The organism is Paenibacillus sp. FSL M7-0896 (assembly GCF_037975415.1).
In the GTDB taxonomy this organism is placed as follows: Bacteria; Bacillota; Bacilli; order Paenibacillales; family Paenibacillaceae; genus Paenibacillus_AQ; species Paenibacillus_AQ silagei.
Window position 1 is genome coordinate 5988519 of the sequence record NZ_CP150250.1, and the last position, 20050, is coordinate 6008568.

21 protein-coding genes and 1 riboswitch are annotated in these 20050 nt (G+C 52.7%); of the genes, 4 read left to right on the top strand and 17 right to left on the bottom strand.

The features are described from left to right. The first annotated feature begins 74 nt into the window (after positions 1–74). Positions 75–2870, top strand: a complete 2796-nt coding sequence (locus tag MKY12_RS25755; protein ID WP_339311441.1) for an O-antigen ligase family protein — start codon at positions 75–77, stop codon at positions 2868–2870. A gap of 439 nt (positions 2871–3309) precedes the next feature. Here MKY12_RS25755 and MKY12_RS25760 read toward each other — a convergent pair whose 3' ends face one another. From MKY12_RS25760 to MKY12_RS25815, 12 genes are all read right to left on the bottom strand, one after another. Further along, the gene (locus tag MKY12_RS25760) at positions 3310–3861 is read right to left on the bottom strand and encodes a GNAT family N-acetyltransferase (protein ID WP_036721974.1); all 552 of its coding nucleotides are present in this window, start codon (positions 3859–3861) and stop codon (positions 3310–3312) included. Positions 3862–3884: 23 nt separating this feature from the next. Continuing rightward, entirely contained in the window at positions 3885–4364 is a 480-nt protein-coding gene (locus tag MKY12_RS25765; RefSeq protein ID WP_036721977.1) for a DinB family protein, read from the bottom strand. A 122-nt stretch (positions 4365–4486) separates the two neighbouring features. Next, entirely contained in the window at positions 4487–5260 is a 774-nt protein-coding gene (locus tag MKY12_RS25770) for a VOC family protein (RefSeq protein WP_036721979.1), read from the bottom strand. Then, positions 5260–6075, bottom strand: a complete 816-nt coding sequence (gene proC / locus MKY12_RS25775) for a pyrroline-5-carboxylate reductase (RefSeq protein WP_036721982.1) — start codon at positions 6073–6075, stop codon at positions 5260–5262. The genes MKY12_RS25770 and proC overlap by 1 nt, the downstream gene beginning before the upstream one ends. A 16-nt stretch (positions 6076–6091) precedes the next feature. Next, positions 6092–6925 carry a MetQ/NlpA family ABC transporter substrate-binding protein gene (locus tag MKY12_RS25780; protein WP_036721985.1) on the bottom strand — a complete coding sequence of 278 codons (834 nt, stop codon included), beginning with the start codon at positions 6923–6925 and terminating at the stop codon, positions 6092–6094. A gap of 12 nt (positions 6926–6937) precedes the next feature. Beyond that, entirely contained in the window at positions 6938–7957 is a 1020-nt protein-coding gene (locus tag MKY12_RS25785) for a uroporphyrinogen decarboxylase family protein (protein WP_036721988.1), read from the bottom strand. Positions 7958–7984: 27 nt separating this feature from the next. Then, complete coding sequence (locus MKY12_RS25790; RefSeq protein ID WP_036721991.1) at positions 7985–8644, bottom strand: methionine ABC transporter permease; 660 nt, start codon at positions 8642–8644, stop codon at positions 7985–7987. Then, entirely contained in the window at positions 8619–9662 is a 1044-nt protein-coding gene (locus MKY12_RS25795; RefSeq protein WP_339311445.1) for a methionine ABC transporter ATP-binding protein, read from the bottom strand. The genes MKY12_RS25790 and MKY12_RS25795 overlap by 26 nt, the downstream gene beginning before the upstream one ends. Before the next feature lie 42 nt (positions 9663–9704). Beyond that, positions 9705–10865, bottom strand: coding sequence for an amidohydrolase (locus tag MKY12_RS25800; protein ID WP_339311447.1), 1161 nt, complete (start codon positions 10863–10865; stop codon positions 9705–9707). A gap of 21 nt (positions 10866–10886) precedes the next feature. Next, positions 10887–11549, bottom strand: a complete 663-nt coding sequence (locus tag MKY12_RS25805) for a GntR family transcriptional regulator (protein WP_036722000.1) — start codon at positions 11547–11549, stop codon at positions 10887–10889. 260 nt (positions 11550–11809) lie between these two features. Then, positions 11810–12409 carry a hypothetical protein gene (locus tag MKY12_RS25810; RefSeq protein WP_339311449.1) on the bottom strand — a complete coding sequence of 200 codons (600 nt, stop codon included), beginning with the start codon at positions 12407–12409 and terminating at the stop codon, positions 11810–11812. A 172-nt stretch (positions 12410–12581) separates the two neighbouring features. Further along, entirely contained in the window at positions 12582–12941 is a 360-nt protein-coding gene (locus MKY12_RS25815) for an iron-sulfur cluster assembly accessory protein (RefSeq protein ID WP_339311451.1), read from the bottom strand. Between the two features lie 380 nt (positions 12942–13321). Between MKY12_RS25815 and mqnE the strand changes: the two genes are divergently transcribed. Then, complete coding sequence (gene mqnE, locus MKY12_RS25820) at positions 13322–14428, top strand: aminofutalosine synthase MqnE (RefSeq protein ID WP_036722008.1); 1107 nt, start codon at positions 13322–13324, stop codon at positions 14426–14428. A 78-nt stretch (positions 14429–14506) separates the two neighbouring features. Further along, the gene (locus MKY12_RS25825) at positions 14507–15568 is read left to right on the top strand and encodes an NAD(P)/FAD-dependent oxidoreductase (RefSeq protein WP_339311453.1); all 1062 of its coding nucleotides are present in this window, start codon (positions 14507–14509) and stop codon (positions 15566–15568) included. 26 nt (positions 15569–15594) lie between these two features. Here the strand turns inward: MKY12_RS25825 and MKY12_RS25830 are convergent, their stop codons facing one another. Further along, positions 15595–15849, bottom strand: a complete 255-nt coding sequence (locus tag MKY12_RS25830) for a YuzB family protein (RefSeq protein ID WP_209875904.1) — start codon at positions 15847–15849, stop codon at positions 15595–15597. Positions 15850–15931: 82 nt separating this feature from the next. Here MKY12_RS25830 and MKY12_RS25835 point away from each other — a divergent pair, with 82 nt between their 5' ends. Then, the gene (locus MKY12_RS25835; RefSeq protein ID WP_036701687.1) at positions 15932–16180 is read left to right on the top strand and encodes a NifU family protein; all 249 of its coding nucleotides are present in this window, start codon (positions 15932–15934) and stop codon (positions 16178–16180) included. Positions 16181–16362: 182 nt separating this feature from the next. On the opposite strand, the gene MKY12_RS25840 is transcribed toward MKY12_RS25835, so the two are convergent. The 4 genes from MKY12_RS25840 to MKY12_RS25855 all read right to left on the bottom strand — a co-directional run bounded on the left by MKY12_RS25840 (position 16363) and on the right by MKY12_RS25855 (position 20047). Further along, entirely contained in the window at positions 16363–17238 is an 876-nt protein-coding gene (locus MKY12_RS25840; RefSeq protein WP_339311455.1) for a MetQ/NlpA family ABC transporter substrate-binding protein, read from the bottom strand. Positions 17239–17296: 58 nt separating this feature from the next. Then, positions 17297–17956: a methionine ABC transporter permease gene (locus tag MKY12_RS25845; protein WP_339311457.1), complete on the bottom strand. Its 660-nt coding sequence runs from the start codon at positions 17954–17956 to the stop codon at positions 17297–17299. After that, positions 17956–18972, bottom strand: coding sequence for a methionine ABC transporter ATP-binding protein (locus tag MKY12_RS25850; RefSeq protein ID WP_209875902.1), 1017 nt, complete (start codon positions 18970–18972; stop codon positions 17956–17958). Before MKY12_RS25850 ends, MKY12_RS25845 begins: the two co-directional genes overlap by 1 nt. Before the next feature lie 100 nt (positions 18973–19072). Next, positions 19073–19208: riboswitch (SAM riboswitch) on the bottom strand. Between the two features lie 92 nt (positions 19209–19300). Further along, positions 19301–20047, bottom strand: coding sequence for a Cthe_2314 family HEPN domain-containing protein (locus MKY12_RS25855; protein ID WP_036722024.1), 747 nt, complete (start codon positions 20045–20047; stop codon positions 19301–19303). Positions 20048–20050 lie beyond the last annotated feature (3 nt).

Sequence of the window (20050 nt, forward strand, 5' to 3'; positions counted from 1 at the left end):
TTTTCACTTTATATCCGTAATATGTATGTGCAATAAATTGGAAGACCTACTATTTTGAAAAAGGAGATTCTATCGTGTCGAAACCTGTGTACGGAAAACAGGCGGCTTCTGTCAAAGCTACGGACAAGCCTTCAGGGGCAGCTTGGATGATTTGCGTTGCGTTCCTGCTGTTTTTTGGCTGGGCCGCTTTTCAGATCGGATTGTTCAACGGAATGAGGGCGGAGTTCGAGAAGCCTATCTATGTAGCTGCATTGGTGAGCGGGCTTCTGATGCTGGCCTCTGCGATCCTGTATCTCAGAACCTTCAAGCTGGAGAGTCAGCGTGACCTGCTCACTGCTGCTGCCATTCTGCTTCCCGTAACCTATGCCCTGTCGCTATTCGGCGCAGCTTCCCGGTACTCGGCGATGAACATGCTGTTCACCCAGTTCACCTATGCCGCAGTCTTCATCATCAGCATCCTTCTGCTCCGGCACAAGCGGCTCAATTCCGCCGTCCAGCATAGCGTGCTTACCCTCGCTTACCTGATCGTAGGCTTCGGACTGCTCAACTGGCTCGGAAGCTGGAAGCTGGCTGGCAGCCTGGTGGGCTGGTTCTCAGAGACCGTAATTAACGGCAGGTATAACGATGCCGTTATGACTGATTCGAACGGCCTGCGCCTGACTTCCATTTTTCAGTATGCCAATACATATGCAGCCTTCCTGATGGCGTTTCTGTTCGTGGCCGTCTTCGCGCTGATCCGCTCCCGCAAATGGGCCGGACAGCTGTTGCACGGCTTCATGCTGGTGCCAATCATCGTCTCGCTGCTGCTTACCTTATCCCGTGGCGGACTCGTGCTGCTGCCGGTAGTATTCATCCTCCTGCTGCTCTTCCTGAAGCCTGTGCAGCAGATTCTGTGGATTGTCCATCTCGCCATTGCCGGCCTATTCTCTCTGCTGATTACCAGCCCGGTCACACGGCTGGGCCTGGAGCTGAATACGGAGTTCACCTCGTCCTCTGCCCTTAAAGGCTGGGGCTATCTGCTGGGAGCATCTGCCTGTGCAGGCGTGCTCTGTCTGGTGGTTCAGCGTTACCTGGCACCTTATCTGAGCCGCAAGCTTGACAGACTAGAATCACGCCGCATGAGCGGATTGTGGATTCCAGCCGTCTCTGTGGCTGGCGTCGCGATCATCGCCTTCCTGTTCATCGGCACCAGCGCGCGTAATATTCTCCCGGCGAATATCGGAACACGGCTGGAGAATATCAACTTCAGGCAGCACAGTGTCCTGGAGCGTTTTACCTTTTACGAGGATGCCATGAAGGTCGTCAAGGATTACCCGGTACTGGGCGCGGGCGGCGGCGGCTGGGCTACACTCTATGAGCATTATCAGAACAACCCTTATCTGAGCCGCCAGGCGCATAACTTTTTCCTGCAATATCTGATTGAAGTCGGCATTGTCGGCTTTCTGGTGTTCATGGGCTTCATTCTATTCATCTTCTACAAGTTCAGCAGAGGATATCTGAAACGGGAGACCGATGACTATAACAACGGATTCTTCTATCTCATTATCGCCTTGTCCATTCTCGTTCACAGCCTGCTGGATTTCAACCTCAGTTATGCGTTCATGGGTATGCTCGTCTTCCTCTCTCTGGGGGGAATGGCTGTGGCCATGGAGAGCAAGCCGCTCCGCTTTACGTGGAACAAGCTGTGGATCAGAGCTGGCTATTTCATAGTACTCGGAGTCGGCACAGGCTACCTGCTCTTCCTGTCTCTAGGGTACATCCGGTCAAGCTCTGAGGCTTATGCCGCCAAGAAGCTGATCCAAGTGAGCCAGTCCTATGAGGAGATCAAGGCTCCTTTGGTAAAAGCACTCAACATCCGCCCCTACCACCCCGAATCCGCTATGTACTTGTCCTTGCTGGATCAGAAGGTGTATGAGCAGACCAAGAACGAGCAGTTCCTGGACGAGGCCTATGCGGTATTGACCCGTGCGCTGAAGGATGAGCCGTCCAACAAAGAGCTGCTGACCCAGCTCGCAGGCTACTATGACCTGAAGGGCGAGAGCGATGCGGCCTATCAGGTCTACCTGGACAACGCGGACAAGTTCATGTGGGATATCAACTGGTATGCCCAGTTCATCAGCCGGGCTTCACTCCTTGGACAGCAAGCTTATTCCAAGCAGGATGAAGCCGGGCAACAGACGTATTTCGCTTCCGCACTTGCTGCCTACAGACATGTAACGGACGGTATAGCGCATCTAAAAAGCCTCCCTCCTGAGCAGCTTCAGGGCCGTGAATTCTTCGTCACACCTACAATTGGCCTAAGCGCAGGGAGAGTACAATTCCTGTCCGGGGACAAGGACGCGGCTGCCGCAGCTGTGAAGCAGGGCTTCACGGGCGGATACGAGGATCTGACCGACAGCGAAAGCCTGTGGACGACCGCCTGGTACAGCGGAGTGATTGCCCGGTCGCAGGAGCTGGGAGCCGCAGCCCTGAAGCGGTCGCAGGAAGCTGCGGCCGAGGGCAAGCTGGAGATCAAGGACCAAGAGACACTTAACAAGCAGCGGTATTTCAAAACTGGGCTGGATGCGTATACTTACGCCATTGCAGACCGGGATGCGAAGCAGCAGGATGTCACCGTCACGCCGGAACTGCTGCTGAACACCGCGAAGATCCAGTACATGTCGCAGGACATGCAGGCCGCAGAAGCCACACTGAAGCAAGGTCTCAGTGGGGACTACAGCAACCCTGTCAACCGTGAGCTTGCCCGGTGGCTGCTGGCCGTTCAACAGAGACTGCAAAGCGCCCAGGATCAGGCGGTCTATCAGAAGCTGATCGCTGCTGATCCTGAGGAAGCGGCGAGGATTAATGAAGTGGCGGGAATGCCGCTGTAACCATACAGTATCACTTGTGACTTCAAGAACAGCAAAGAGCGCCTGCCTGCGGCAGTGCGCTTTTTGCTGTGTACGGGGGCTGAACCGCTATGTTATGCCCATTGGCAACTGACAACTGCGCTCCCATGTGCCTCCTTAATTTTGCTAGTAGTCCATCAGAATTAAACAAGTGATTTCATTCCATAAATGTGGTAAGGAATGAAGCCGTGTTCGTAGCGAAAAAACTGGGATAAGTGTATTCTGCGCAACTAAAAACAGTGAAACGGGTGAACTTCCTCTTCTAATTGTAGTCTGTACAACTAAATTTGCCCGGATGGGCGAAAATCCAGGTATAGGGGCATTTTAATTGCACGAACTACATCTAAACTGAGATTTGGCGGCACATCGGACGATTTAGTTGTACGAATTGCAATTAAGCCTGCAGCTGCACCTTTCAACCCTACAGCCCGGCACGCGGGTGCAGCCCCCTATACTCCTCCTCCAGAATCGAATATTGGTAGGAGTCCATCCACTTCTCTTTATGATACATATGTCCTCTAAGATGCCCTTCGTATGTCATGCCAAGCTTCTGCATCACACGCGCGGAACCGATATTCCCGGGACGGCAGGTGGCATAGATCCGGTGAAGCTCCAGCTTATGAAAGCCCAAGTCCAGCAGTGCAGCGGCAGCCTCAGTAGCATATCCCTGTCCCCAGTACAGCCTGTTGTAGCAATAGCCGATCTCCCCTTGCCCTGTTCCGGTAATATGCAGGCCGCAGCCGCCGATCAGCAGCCCGTTCTCCTTCAGAACTACCGCGTACTCGAAGCCCTGGCGCGGCTCCTCCTGCTGCAATTCCAGCGTATGGCGGATATATTCGCGGGTATCCTCCAGTGAATTGGGCCCCCATATCGAATGTGTCACTACAGCCGGATCGGACGCATACTCGTGTACCTGCCCTATATCCTCTGGAGTGAACTCTCTGATGATCAGACGTCTGGTCTCAAATTCCATATCTCTGCGGCCTCCTTACTCTTTTATTTGTCAAATAGCCCTCTGCCAATCAAGTTAGCCGTAACCGGCGGCTTGCCAATCTCCCGTGCCCATACCGAAAGCTGGCCGATATGATGGATCTCATGGGCGATCACATGCCGCATCACTTCCCCGTAGGGGTGGGGCTCGCGTTCCCCTTCATCCGTAATATCAACCATAATCCGGTCTTCCAGCTCATCCGACCAGCCGTAGACAAACGGAGCCAGCTCCGCATGGCAGCGGGCGGAGAAATCCTGCACAAGCTCCAGGCTGGCGATTTCCCCGAATGCTGGAATTTCAATGGCTCTCTCCTGAATGCCGCCGCAGATCCAGCCGTATTCAACCGCTACAATGTGATACAACGTGGGCAGGATATAGCCTAAGCCCCCGGTGCGCGGCTTCATCAATTCGTCCCTGTCCACCCCGCTGCACCAGTTGAACCAATCCTGGCGCACTTTCCAGTTATACTCAAATAGCTTCTGCATCCGCCACCTCCATTCTCCATATATTCCCTTACTCCATTCTTGTGTCACACTTTAACATAAAACAGGACAGGCCCGCTACCGCTAATTGCGGCAACAGCCTGTCCCCTAAGCTTGTCCTGCATTTATTCAAACACGTACTCGCCTTCGCCAACAGTCAGCGTCTGTCCCTTCAGCTGAGGGGAGTCCGTGCGGAACACGATCCGGCTGAGCCGGTTCTCCTCCCCTGGCGTGAATTCAAACGTCTGATCTCCGGCCTTAAGGCTGTAGCTGCCATCCGAACCATCCGCAGGTGCGCTCACCGGAAGACCAAACAGTTCACTCCAGTGGCTGGCGGCAGCGGCCGGATCGCTGACCCGGAAGCATGCACTGACGACCTCCACGTGGCCTGCAGGGTGAGGACGGTTGATTCCTGCACTGTTCAGACTAGCCAGCCGCTGATCATCCCTCTCGTTCCACTGAATAATGAACGGATAGGGCAGTCCCTGGAAGTCACCGTCAATGGTCATCATCCGCCACTCGATCCACCGGCCCTGATCATCCAGACGGCGGCCGTCAATGACCGGCGACAATAACAACCCCGCTTGCCTCAGCGTTGCCTCAACAGCTTCAATATCATCCGTGCGCAGCACCACCCGGCTAAGCACTTCATGCTCCGGCAAAAGCGTGACGGCATCCCGCACCACCACATTATGCTTGGTCGCCCGTGCCAGCTCCAGGTTCTCGATGCCGAGGAACTCCAGGTAGGTGAGCCCGAAATAACTGAGGGCGTTATACGTTCCCCAATCCTTATGCGATCCGCCCCGGAAGGCTGTTAGTCCATGCTCCGCGAAGAGCTGAACCGGCTGGTCCAGATCATTCACATAATGTACAAGGTGATCCCATTTCAGTACGGCCATTACTTCTTCACTCCCAGCTCCGTGGTCCGCTTCACCGCGGCCAGTACACTCCGCTGCAATCCGGCAGCGAAATCACTGTTGTTCAGCTCATACAAGCCGTGCATACCGACGCCGCCAGGCGAGTTGTTGATGTCCAGCAGTTGTCTTGGATGCAGTCCGGTCTGCTGTAGCATAGCCACCGCTCCCAGCATATTCTCCAGCGCCACCTTCCAGGCTTGCTCCCGCGGCAGTCCGGCAAGAACTCCGGCATCCGTGAACGACTCAATGAAATAATAGATGTAGTTCGGTCCGGCTACCCCGAAGCCTGTGAAGATATCAATATAGGATTCCTCCAGAACCTGCACCTTGCCGAAGCCCAGCAGAAATGCTTCTACCTGCTCCAGAGAAGCGGCAGCATTCAGAGCTACACCGCTGTATCCATAACCGGTATCGGTCAAGGTATTCGGGATCACCCGGACAATAGGACGTTCTGCTCCGAAATAATCTCCAAGCTGGGCAATCGTTACCCCCGCTACAATCGATACAATGACCGCAGACGGTGAGGCAGATTGCTGGATCAGAGTTCCAAGTGCAGCCAAATTATCCTGCGGGCGAACAGCGATGACGATCAGTTCGGCGGCGGAGAGGCCCTCTTCCTGCGTGCTCTCCGTGTATACGTTATATTTGGTTTTTAGAAGCTCAAGCCGGCCCTCATTAATATCTGACACACTGATCTGTCCGGCAGCCAGCGTGCCTCCTGCCAGGCAGGCCCGGATGATCGCTTCCGCCATCTGCCCGCCGCCAATGAAATGAATCTTGCCTTTTGACACTTCCATTCACTCCCTGATTAGATTAGTTGTTAGCCCAGGCTTCCGGCAGAATGAACCCGGCATATTTCTCTTGTCCGAGGATATATTCCTCGAACTCTTTGGATTCATAGGCAGCCTTCAGATCCTTGGCCCACTGGGTATCCTGGTCCTTCTTGTTCACCGATACGATGATTCTGTGCTGCATAGGCGTATTCTCAATCTTCAGCGCATCTGTAATCTTGCGGTCGGGAGCGTTAGCGATATAATTCCCGTTCACTACACCATAATCAACGTCCTGCAGCGAGACCAGAATCTGTGCCGGGTCCAGCACTTTCAGGTCAATCTTGAACTTGTCCGGCTCCACGCTGTTGACATTGAAGTCCGCTACCCCGGCGCCCTCTTTGATCTTGACCCAACCCAGCTCCTCTAGAATCCGCAGCGCACGCTCCTGATTAACCGGGTCGTTCGGAATCGCGACGGTAGTGCCGTCCTTCACATCGTCAAGCGTCGTGTGGTTAACCGAGTACAGCCCCTGCGGTGCACCTGGAACATAAGCAATGCCTACCATATCGGCGCCAATTTCCTTATTGATCGCATCCATATAGGCCGTACTCTGGAAGATACTCGCGTCAATCGAGCCTTCCTTCATGGCCGGGTTGACCTGCATATTCTGCGAGAAGGTTTTGATATCTACAGTATACCCTTTTCCTTCCAGGATCGGGAGAATGGATTGCCGGAACTGCTCCTCATACGTACCTACGCCGAATCCGACTGTGATTTCCTTCTTGTCCCCGGAGCTTGCCGCTTCCTTATTGTTACCGCAAGCCGCCAGCACCGCCATCGAACTAATCAGTAGAACCGCCAGTAATTTTCTCATCACTCTCATCCCCTATCCTAATACTGTGTTTTTAAAATGCACTAATGCCTCGTCTGTAACCGTCAGCGGAATGGCGCAGTTGGGCGACAGAATAAACGGCTGCCCCTTCATCTTGGCCATGGCTTCCTTAGCCTGCTGTTCAATCTGCTCCAGATGATTTCCGGCAAACAGCCCGTGATCCACTCCGCCCACCTTCGTAGCCTTGAGACCGGCGTCCAGCCCGGGATTGCCTTCGGCTACCGTATCCCAGCTGATCCCGTCAATCCGGTAATCATTGAATTTCTCAGGCTGGGCATGAGCGCCGCAGGTATGTAAAATATTCTTGCCATAGCTCGCCGCCTCCAGCACGATGGAATCATACGGTCTCGACAGCTCATCGAACATCGCTTCATCAAATAAGCCGGGGTGGGCTGTGCCTGTCACCGCATAGAACAGTCCATCTGATCCCGCCTGCCGCAGCTCCTGCACATAATCGGCCAAGGTTAAAGCAATCGCATGCAGGGCATGATGCGCAGCGGCACGGTGTTCCTTGAAGAGCGATTCCAGCGTCACCGGCTGCTCAATCCCGAATACGGTCTCCGTAACATAAGCAGAACGTCCTACTATGAACAGCAATACCGTGAGCGGTGAGAATACCGTCTGAATCAGCGGCGTATCCGGCAAGCCCTGGCGGATCTTCCTTACCGCCTCCAGATGCTCCAGCAGCGAAGGGGTTTGTGCGGCTTTTTTCACCTCAAGATCCCAGAGATTCGCGGCTGCCGGAACTGCCGTAGTCAGCTGTCTCGGAAATACCGTCCGGTAATCTGCGAAGTTATACTCATTTCCCCAGGCTTCCGCCAGATAGGTCGCTCTCGGGTTGATTTTCACCCAGTCCCAATCATATTTCTCCGTAAAAGAAATCGTAGACGACGCCAAGTCCTCAGCGTTCTGCTCCTTGTCAATAAAGTGGCGCCATCCGCTGATCATCGGCCGGTCCGCAAGTTCCCCGGATAAGATCGCCTGAAAACGCTCCTGCTTGCTCCATACACTCATCTGCCTATCCCCTTTGTCTCGTAATCTCTAGTAACGGCGAATCTTGCGCGCCAAGGTGTTGCCCAGGGACTGAATACCCTGCACCAGAATGATCAGAATAATAACGGTAGCAACCATGACCACCTTGTCAAAACGCTGATATCCGTACACGATAGCCAAATCACCAACCCCACCGCCGCCTACGGTTCCGGCCATTGCGGTTGCCCCGATAAGCCCGATGGTCGCTGTGGTCAGGGAGAGGATCAGCGAGCCAATCGCTTCCGGCAGCAGGAAGTACCATATGACTTGTAACGGCGTAGCTCCCATTGCTTCCGCTGCCTCTAGAATACCCGGATTGACCTCCAGCAGAGAATTCTCCACCAGCCGTGCGATATAAGGTGCGATGTAGATAATCAGCGGAACAATCGCGGCACTGGTCCCAATCGAAGTATGAACAATTGCCCGTGTTACCGGAATGATAGCGACAAGTAAGATAATGAACGGAAGCGAACGGATAATGTTGATCAGCGGATTGAGCACCGTATAGAGCGCCTTATTCTCCAGTACCCCCCCTGGGCGGGTAATGACAAGCAGGATGCCAAGGGGAACCCCCAGAAGCGAACCTACAAAAAGCGACACGCCCACCATCTGAATCGTTTCAATAATTGCCTTCAGGAATTGCTCACTTGTGATCGATGTCGAGAACATAGGACTTCACCTCCTCTACCCGGACCTCATGCTGGTTCATGTAATTCAAGGCCGCTTCCAGCTGTGCCGGATCACCTTGCAGTTGAACGATAATCGTACCGAGCGTCGTCTCTTGAATCTCTGTCGTATTCGCAAACAGGATGTTAACCTTAACACTATAAGACCGGATGATCTCATACAGCACAGGCTCAGAAGCGCTCTCCCCGGCAAAATCCAGCTTATACACCCGGCTCCCCTGCTCTGTCTTCAGAGTTCTGCGGACGCTTGAGGTCATACTGTTCTGAATGACTGTTTTGACGAAATTCTGCGTCGTCTGATGCTTCGGTTCTCCGAACACATCCAGCACGCTGCCCTGCTCGATAATCCGTCCCTCTTCCATAACGGCTACCTTGTTGCAGATCTCCTGAATCACCGACATCTCATGCGTGATGATCATCACTGTGATGTTGTATTCCGCGTTGATCCGCTTGAGCAGCTGCAGGATGGACTGTGTCGTCTGCGGGTCCAGAGCGGAAGTAGCTTCATCGCACAATAGTATCGAAGGGTTCGAGGCAAGCGCCCGGGCAATCCCGACCCGCTGCTTCTGTCCCCCTGACAGCTCGCTCGGATAGCTTCCAGCCTTGTCGCTTAGCCCGACGAAATCGAGCAGCTCCTCCACCCGCTTGCGGATTTCCGCCTTGCTCTTTTTCAGCAGGACGAGTGGAATGGCCACATTGTCGAACACCTTTTTGGATTCCAGCAGATTAAAATGCTGAAAAATCATGCCGATGTTTTTCTTGGCTGCCCGCAGCTCTTTGTCGCTGTACGCGCCCAGATCGTACCCGTCTACCAGCACCTGGCCCTCAGATGGCCGTTCCAGGTAATTGACCAGGCGGATTAACGTGCTTTTTCCGGCTCCGCTGTAGCCGATGACCCCGAAGATATCGCCCTTCTCCACCTTCAGGCTAATTCCCTTCAGCGCTTCTATCTTCACCTCTTTGCGGGTGAACGTCTTGTACACATTCCGTAGTTCAATCATAGTTGTTCCCCTCAATCATCTGGTAAATTTAGGATTCAGGATTTAAGTCTGCTGCTTCAGCTTCGCAAGCGCCTCTTCTGCCAGCAGGGCGAAATACTTAGCCGCTGGCAGGATGGCCGCCTCATCGACATCGAAGCGGGGATGATGCAGCGCATGGTTCGGGCCAGTTCCGATGTTCACAAAAGCACCCGGGATTTGCTGCAAATAATAGGCGAAATCCTCTCCGCCCATCTGCGGCGGAATATCATGTACCTCATAGCCTGATTGTGCCGCGACCTCTTTGGTGAAGTCTGTCCATGCTCCGTGATTGACCGTAGCGGGCGGGCCGGGATACCAGTGCAGCTTCGCCTCTGCTCCGGCTGCGGCTGCAATCCCTTCTATGATCCGCGTCATTTGGGCCGGGATACTGCTGCGGATCTCTTCGTTATAGGTACGTACTGTACCTTCCAGCTCCACCTTCTCCGGCAGGACATTCCAGGTGAAGCCCCCGTTGATCCGGGTCACACTGAGCACGACCGGCTCTTGCGTGTTATTCAGGCGGCTGACTACGGTTTGCAGCATCGTAATGATCTGCGCGGCAGTCACAATGGTGTCTACCCCTTTCTCCGGTGTAGCTGCGTGAGCGCCGACCCCTTGCACCGTAATCTCAAAGCGGTCCACGCCAGCCGTTAAAGCTCCCGTTCTTGTGCCGAACGCCCCGTTAGGCAGGTCCGGTGAATTATGTAATCCGAAGATGGCCTCCACCCCGCTTAGCCCGCCGGATGCCAGTACATCCTCTGCACCGTGTCCCGTCTCTTCAGCCGGCTGGAACAGGATTCTGACCTTGCCCGGCAGTTCATGCTCACGCTGCTTCAGCAGGCTGGCCGCGCCCAGGATCACAGCGGTGTGGAAGTCATGGCCGCAGGCATGCATGGCTCCCGGAATCTCTGATGCGAACGGCAGGCCCGTCTGCTCCTCAATCGGCAGGGCATCGATATCGCAACGGATCGCTACTATGCTGCCATCACCTTTCCCCACCTCTGCGATCAGCCCGGTCTTCAGAGGAAGGTCCAGCACACGTATCCCCGCTTCCGTCAGCCATTTACGCAGCTTCTCCGTGGTTCTGTACTCCTGATTGCTAAGCTCCGGTTCACGGTGCAGGTTCCTCCGCACTTCGGTTAGCCGGGCTGCCAGTGCTTCTTCCGTCTCATGCTGTGGTCTCATATTCCTGTTCTTCCCCCTTCATTACGTATGTTCAATTCCTCTAATCCGCTCCAGTGCAGTCGCGAGGCTGCTTAAGATATGCTCCCGCATCGCCCGCTCCGCCCCCTCCTCATCCCTGGCTACAATCCTCTGCAGAATCACAAGATGCTCCTCATCCGCCTGCGTATTCCAGTCCCCGTGCAGAGAGACATAACGGCAATACCGGAGGGAACGGTCTCTTAGCTGGTTCAGCACCTTCTCAAAAGTCTTCAGCGCGCTGATCTCCCACAAGTAATCATGGAATTCGAAGCCATAGGATACAACATCCTGCTGATCCCCCATCTGGAAGGATTGCTTCAGCTTCTCCAGAATCAGCGTTAACCGCTGAATATCCTTGATGGTAGCGTTTCTGGCAGCGCTTCTGGCGATATGGCCTTCAAGCATACTGCGGATCTGGAAGATCTCTTCGACCTCCTTAATCGTTAAAGGGGCTACCCGCAGCCTGCCGTTAGGCTGGCGCACCAGGAAATCCTCATTCTCCAGCCGCTGAATCGCTTCCCGTAACGGAGTCCGGCTGACCCCGAGAAGTGCCGCCAGGCTCTCTTCGTTAACCGCCTGATCCGGCTCCAGCTCGCTATCTATTATTTTTTGCTTAAGTGCATAGTAGGTATTATCCTTCGACAATCTTCGTGAACGCATTTCCATAGATTTCATTGCTCCTCGCCACTCATTTGCGGGTCGCCCGATCAACTGTATAATTGTATACAATTAATAAGAGGAGAGAGATTCAAGATAAAATGAAAGTATCGGTTGAAAATCTCTCTGTGCAATCAAGCTTTTTTCATACTATAATCCTATTAATCCCACTAGTCAAGTATGTTTTATAGGGGAATTGCGAATCGACACTAATTGGACAAATAAATAACCCTCCTACACCTAATAGGTGTGGAGGGCTATTCACCTTACTAAAGTTCAAATACTATCTCATCACTTGCCTCACCCATCTTGAACGGGTGACTGTATTCTTTGAACCTAAATTGAATTCCTGAAATCTCATCAGGTAAGGGTGGAGAGACTACATATTTATATGATGCATGATCTGATCTGCTTCCACCATTAATCATTCGGCAATCATATTGGTCATTAATATATAGTTCGTAATGCCTATGTTGATGAGAGTTGGAGTCAATATCCTGCTCATTGTCCCAATCAATATTTAGTGTTAATACACTTGCATTGGTGTATTGTTTCATAGATGTTAGAGTATAGAAACGCTCCCCGTTCACGACTGACTTCAGAATTGCAATGTGTTGTCTAAATCCGGCTGGTTCGATCATTGGTTTAAATTGTTTTTCATTCATCATACTTGAGAATAAGGAGTTTAGGAAATCTTCATAGAGTTCAAAGGCTTCTGACCATTTAGTAATATACTCCAATGGAGGAAATCCTGGATTATTATCCGAGACCTCCTTTCTCTTCTTGATCAAAGAGCAAATTTCTTTATCGATATCCATAATCCGTTCATCATAATGCTCTGTTGGGCGTTTAAATGGCATTCGTATCATTTTTATCCTCCTCACAGCTCCATTAATTATTTCATCACCATATTTTAACATATAATGGTTTAAGTCAACATAAAAAACCTCCTAATTAAGTACAGTTTGCACCATACATAATTAAGAGGTCTCGAAAGCCATAATCCACGCTTACTTTATCAATAATTCAGCATTCACAGGTTTAGCAAGGCTCCGCCGCCGGGTTCCCTGCTTCTTCCTTCGTACGGAACGAGGAGCCGCAGCCGCAGGTAGCGCTGGCGTTGGGATTATTGATGGTGAAGCCGCCGGTCATGCCGGATTCCTCGAAGTCGATCTCCAGGCCGTTGAGGTAACGGATATCGTCTTTGCTGACGACCACCTTCAGACCTGCAACGTCCATGTAGATGTCCTGCTCAGTCTCGGTATCATCGAAGCCCATCGCGTACGAGAATCCGCTGCAGCCCCCGGCGGTTACGCCCAGACGGAGAAACATATCCGGCACTTCCTGCTCTGCCAGCATGGTCTTCAGCTGGCCTGCCGCTGTCTCACTTATGTTAATCATAATAACAACCTCCTTAGGGTTCATTGTATTGGAATCAAGCAGCCTTCAGGCTGTACGTAATGAAATCAATGCCTTGCCGGGAAAAGAATGAGTATGATGTATATCATTTTCATCGGCTCTTTCAATCAGTATACTCCACTATTCTTCTGCCCTCAAGTCGTAAACCGGGCGCAGGTAAGCCATTTATCCCGGAAGACCTGCAGTTTCTGGCGGTTGCTCACCCTACGGGAGAAGTTTATAATGAGAAAAGCGATAAATTTTCGAAAAATTGTCACGGGGGTTGCAGTTAACCTCTATTTATAATGCCGGCTGTTGCCGGATATTCTCAGGTACACGATTATGCGATGCAATTGCCTCGCCAACCTTCAGGAGGAACTTATATGTCTACCCTTATTACACCCCACACAGATGCCCGGATGGCGAACATCATTGAGAAGGTTCGCGGCGGAGAACGATTGAATTTGGAAGACGGCGTTTATTTATATGAGAGTAACGATCTCTTAACGATCGGACAGCTGGCTAATGAGGTCAATCTGCGAAAGAACGGGAATAAAGTCTATTTTATCGAGAACATGAGTCTATATTTCACCAATGTCTGCGAATCCCGCTGTGCCTTCTGCAATTTCCGCAAGGATGAAGGCGAAGAAGGGGCCTACACCCTATCCGGCCAGGAGATGGTGGAGTATGTGCAGCAGCATATTCATCCCGGCGTGCGCGAGTTCCATATTGTAGGCGGGCATAATGATAATGTGCCCTTCCAGTACTATGTTGATTCGCTGCAGGCTCTGAACGAGCATTTCCCCGAAGTGACTCTCAAGGCCTATACAGCGGCAGAGATCGACTTCTTCACCCGCATCAGCGGACTTAGTATCCGTGAAGTGCTGGAGCAGCTGCGCGCCGCCGGACTGAAGACCCTTACCGGAGGAGGGGCAGAGATTCTGTCTGACCAGTACCGCAAAAAAATGCGCGTCGACAAAGCCAATGTCGAGGAATATCTCGAGGTGCACCGCACCGCCCATCACCTTGGCATGAAGACCCATACCACGATGCTGTACGGGTCGATTGAGTCCCGTGAAGACCGCATCCGCCATATGCTGCAAATTCGTGACCTGCAAGACGAGACCGGCGGTTTCATGGTATTCATTCCGCTGTCCATGCAGCCTAAGAACAAGAATGCTGGCATTATGCGCCGCAACTCCGCGAATGAGGATCTGAAGACCATTGCCGTCAGCCGCCTGATGCTGGACAATTTCGATCATATCAAGGCCTACTTCATTAATATCGGGCCCCAGTTGACCCAGGTTGCCTTGAACTTCGGCGCTTCCGATGTGCACGGAACGATCCTGAAGGAACGGATCAGCCACGCTGCCGGCGCGCTGACACCGGAGGGCTTGACCCGGGATGAGCTGATCTGGCTCGTGAAGGGCGCAGGACGGATTCCTGTAGAACGGGATACCTTCTATAACGAGATCAAGGTATACGAATAAGAACAGAACAAGCTTACCTCAGCCAGTGAACGCAGAACTGCCTTGTCCATTATGTACCCGAAAGGAAGATCAGTTGGCATGAGAACCCTACTTGTCTTGGGCGGCGGCTACGGCGGTCTTGCCCTCATTCAGCAACTGCTGGATAATCATCTCCCTCCTGATGTGGAAATCATCCTGGTGGACCGGATGCCGTATCAGGGGATCAAAACCGAATATTATGCACTGGCCGCAGGCACCGTCACCGATTACCATCTGCGGATTCAATTCCCGGTGCACCCCCGCCTGACCGTACGTTACGGGCAGGTGGGTTCCATTGATCTGGAGAGCAGGCTGGTCCTGCTCGATTCCGGGGAGCCGGTAGCCTATGATATCCTGGCGATTGCCCTCGGCTGTACGGATAATTACCATAACATTCCGGGTGCCGAGGAATACACCTGCAGTATTCAGAGCTTCGCCGGAACCCGGGAAACTTACCGCCGGCTGAACGATGTGAAGCCTTATGGAACCGTCAATATTGTCGGCGGGGGACTGAGCGGCGTAGAGATTGCCTCGGAGCTGCGGGAGAGCCGGCCGGATCTGAATATCTCCCTGATGGACCGGGGGGAACGTATTTTGTCTTCTTTTCCGGCCAAGCTGTCCAGATATGTCGAGGAATGGTTCAGTGAGCATCAGGTGGAGACGATTGGCGGGGTGTCGGTCTCTCATGTCGAGAAGGATGCCATCTTCAATGGCACCCAAGCCATTCCGGCGGATGTGACGGTATGGACTGCCGGCATTCAGCCGGTGCAGGTCGTGCAGCAGCTTGAGCTTCCGAAGGACCGCGGAGGCAGGCTCATTGTGGGGGAGTATTACAATATCGCTGAATATCCGGAGGTCTATGTGATCGGGGACTGTGCCAGCCTGCCCTTCGCCCCCAGTGCACAGGCGGCGGGTGCCCAGGGCGAACAGGTGGGCCAGATTATTCAGGCGCTATGGCGGGGAGAAACCCCGAAGCTGCATAAGATTAAGCTGAAGGGAACCCTTGGTTCACTCGGTAAAAATGCCGGCTTCGGCCTGATGGGCCGCCGCTCCGTCATGGGCCGGGTCCCGCGCCTGCTGAAGAGCGGCGTCCTGTGGATGTCCAAACGCCATTTTGGCTAAAGAATCCCGGCTTGAATCCAGGCGGCTTAGTCTATCTCCAGGTTGTCCCAGGCCTCTGCCTCTCGTATAGCGGCTTCTATGGCCTCTTCCAGAGCAGCGGGGGAATCAGCCGTAATGATTTCCCCGTCAACCATGGCGAACGGCTGGAGATAACACTCTCCGCAGTTGTTCAGACAGCCGTACTCCACTACATCATATTCAGGGTTTTGCTCCAGCTTAAGCTTGAGCGGTTCAGTGCCGTGGCCGATGTTGCTGGCACAGAATTCTATAATTGGTCTCATGATGATCTCCCTATTCTGCCTTAACCATTTTATTTTTTAACTTTTTGTACTATAATAAACATACGAAAGGAGTGATTGAGAAATGAGTGAGAATGTACAAAGCGCAACCATGTACGATGAAGTACTGGAAGTCCTTGATAAACTTCGTCCGTTCCTGCAGCGCGATGGCGGTGACGTGGAACTGATTGATGTTGAAGACGGCATCGTTAAGCTGAAGCTTATGGGTGCATGCGGCAGTTGCCCAAGCTCCACGATCACGCTAAAAGCCGGGATCGAACGCGCCCTGATTGAAGAAGTAGAAGGCGTGGAAGAAGTCGTTCAGGTATTCTAATCCCGTTTCATAAACCATCCCGGCCTCCGCTAAGAGGTCGGGATTTTTTTTATTATAGAGGATTTCGTCTGTAGGATCAACCACCCGGCGATTCAAAAAGACCAGAAGCCGCTCCGCCAGCCATTTCTGGCTACGGGCTACTTCTGGTCTCATTAGATTATTCCGCTTCCCTAGGCTTAAGCTTAGAATGCCGGGATAATTGCTCCGTCATATTGCTTTTCGATGAATTCCTTCGCTTCCGGGGAAGTCAGCGCTGCTGCCAGCTTCTGAATGGCATCGGAATCCTTATTGTCAGGACGGGCTACCAGCAGGTTAGCATACGGGGAATCTCCGCCTTCGATGAACAACGCATCCTTCGTAGGAGACAGCTTGGCATCCAGTGCGAAGTTGGTGTTGATCAGCGCCAGGTCCACTTCATCCAGCTGACGGGGCAGCATGGCTGCATCCAGCTCAATGATGTCCAGCTTCTTAGGGTTCTCGGTGATATCCGCTTTGGTGGAAGCAATATTGGTGTCATCCTTCAGCTTGATCAGACCATTCTTCGCCAGCAGAATCAAGGCGCGGCCTCCGTTCGTTGCATCATTCGGAATCGCAACCTTCGCACCTTCTGCCAATTCATCGATCGATTTGATCTTTTTGGAATAGGCGCCAAATGGCTCTACATGAACAGCAGTTACAGATACGAGATCTGTGCCGTTCTTAGTGTTCTGATCATCCAGGTAAGGCTTGTGCTGGAAGAAGTTCGCATCGAGCTGCTTCTCGGCAAGCTGTGTATTGGGAAGAATATAATCTGTGAATTCTTTGATCTCCAGCTTAATGCCTTGGGCTTCAAGCAGTGGGGCAATCGCTTTGAGGATCTCCGCATGCGGTACAGGAGAAGCACCAATCACCAGGGTTACCGGGTCCGCAGCAGGCTCTGTAGTCGGCTCTGCAGCAGCCGCTTCTGTAGGTGCCGTTGTCGCAGCAGAATTCGTGGTGTTATTCGCCTTGTTGTTTCCGCAAGCGGCAAGCATCAATATCAAGGTCAGGCTGAAGAATGTAAGCAGTACTTTTTTCATCTGTAAATCCCCCTCTAATCCATATGGTTTATTGAATAAGGCTATATGTGGACGTACCTTATTTCCGTGTAAAATGTCTTACCAGCCGGTCACCGGCCATTTGCAGCAGCTGCACCAGAATCACCATCAGCGCTACCGAGATAAGCATGACTTCCTTCTCATAGCGGTAATATCCGTAGCGGATCGCCAGATCACCCAGGCCGCCGCCGCCGATCATGCCGGACATTGCGGTATACGAGACAAGGGTCACAACAGTAATGGTTACACCGGCAAGCAGACCCGGACGAGCCTCCGGCAGCAGCACGCGCATAACGATCTGCCCGGTGGACGCTCCCATGCCCTGCGCCGCTTCAATAATTCCCCGGTCAACCTCCCGCAGTGCCGTCTCCACCAGTCTGGCGAAGAAAGGCGCCGCACCGATCACCAGTGCCGGAATCGTTCCAAGCACACCGATCGAGGTGCCCATAATGGCCTTGCTGAACGGAATCAGGGCAACCATCAGAATGATAAAAGGAACCGAACGCAGGATATTCACAATGAAGGATAATACCGAGTAAACCACCCTGATAATAACGTTATTTGACTTGCCCCATAAATATAACACAATTCCAAGCGGTAAACCAAGGATTATTGTGAATATTCCTGAAATAGCGATCATTTTGAGTGTAGCAATCGTAGCTTCCAGCATTTCTTCCCAATTGATTGTGCTAAAATCCATTACAAAATCACCTCCACATCAAGACCTTGCGCTATGAGCTCAGTGAGCGTGGCTTCGACCGCACCCTCAGGTCCTTCGAACCGGACGATCAGCTGGCCGTAAGGAACATCCTTGATCGTAGAGATGGTGCCATGAAGAATGGCGAAGTGAACCCCGGTTCCCTGAACCACCTGTGAGAGCGTCGACCCGTAAGTCTTTTGCCCGAGAAAAGTGATTTTGACCGACTTCGTGTAACCTGGCTGCACAGCATCGATCGCTTGCCGGAGCGGTCCGTCCGACTGGGTCTCACTGCGGATGAATTCCTTGGTGACCTCATGCTTCGGCTTCAGAAAGACCTCGGCCACTTCACCCTGCTCCACAATACCGCCGCCATGGATCACGGCAACACGGTCGCAGATGCTCTGAATGACATGCATCTCATGGGTAATCAGCACGATGGTCAGATGGAATTTGCTGTTGATATCCATCAGCAGGCGCAGAATGGAGTCTGTGGTCTGCGGATCAAGCGCCGAGGTCGCCTCATCGCATAACAGAACATCCGGATCACTTGCCAGCGCCCGGGCGATTCCGACACGCTGCTTCTGTCCGCCGGATAGCTGAGCCGGGTACTTATTCCAATGCTCCTCCAATCCAACCAGGGCGAGCAGTTCCTTGACCTTTTGTTCAATCTCGTTCCTTCCGGCTCCAATCAGCCGCAGTGGAAACGCGATATTATCATAGACTGTAGCCGATGAGAGCAGATTGAAATGCTGAAAAATCATTCCAATCTTACGCCGCTGCTCCTGCAGCTGTCCCTGGCTGAGCGCTGTCAGCTCGACACCGTCCACCCACACCTCGCCCGCAGTCGGACGTTCCAGCAGATTAATGCAGCGGATCAGCGTGCTTTTGCCGGCCCCGGAATGACCGATCACCCCGAAGATTTCCCCCTTCTTAATCGACAGGCTCAGCGCAGAGAGTGCAGTTGCCTGCTTACTGCCTTTGCCATACACCTTGGTTATATCCTTCAATTCTATCAACCGCTGCGTCCCCCTTCTGTTCTAGCTTCCATCATTGCAAAAAAGACCCCCTACGATCCATGCAGATCGCAAGAGGCCCTGTGTGTATAATGACAATGCCTTCTCATCTGCCAAAACCCCCGAATCCGGCGGCATTGTAGGAATTAGCACCATGACATTTGGATGCAGCGTAAGGCTGTATTCAAACCGGTTGCCGGGCTTCATCGGGCCTATCCCTCCGCCGCTCTCGATAAGATCATAGTATGAAGTTATAGACTCCGTATCCTGTCAGAAGTTAATGTATGCCTAAGTATAATTCAGTTTCGAGATTTTTGTCAAAGGTAAGTTTTTACGGACGAGCTTGTCCGGATTTCGGGCCTGGGGCCGCTTTGTTCTTGTGCCATTGTTCATTCCCGTAGCTGTATGCGGCGGCCAGTGATTGGCATACCATCTCCAGGCTCTGCTTCAAATCCTCCAGGTGGCTGTCGAGATCCTCCAGACGAATCTTGTCATGCAATCCCTGGTGACGCTGCCAGAGGTCGTCGGTCATCTCCGCGTTCATGTAATGGATCTCAGCGTTGCGCCGCTTGCGCAAATTCTCAACCGGCTCCCGGTAGGAATTCCTGATTCGCTCCAGCTTCTCCGCCAGCGGATGATGCGGGTGAAGCAACTGAAATTGCCTCAGCACCGTGAAATAAGAGAAATGCGTCTTCACCTTGCCTGTATTGAGATTGTACAGATTATTCAGCACCGTGCCCAGCTTGTCCAGCAGCGAGAAGACACGGATGAAGCCATCCTTGTAGAAATACACATATCTGGCGTACTCCCCCTGCTCTGTGGACGACATGTCGTCCATATAACCGGCAATCACTGACTTCCGGAAAAAGGCGGCTGCGAACCAGCTCTGCTCCAGCTCATCTAGAGAGGAGATCAGGCCGCGTGTCCAGATTTCCAGCTTGCGGTATTCATGGTCATGGTCTTCATGTGCCGCCATCTCCTTGCGCAGCATGGAGGCTGCCTTCGCCATGGACTCCATAGCTTCAGCCAGCACACCGCTGTTCACGCGGGGCGGCTCTCCAAGTAACGTCCGCAGCATATT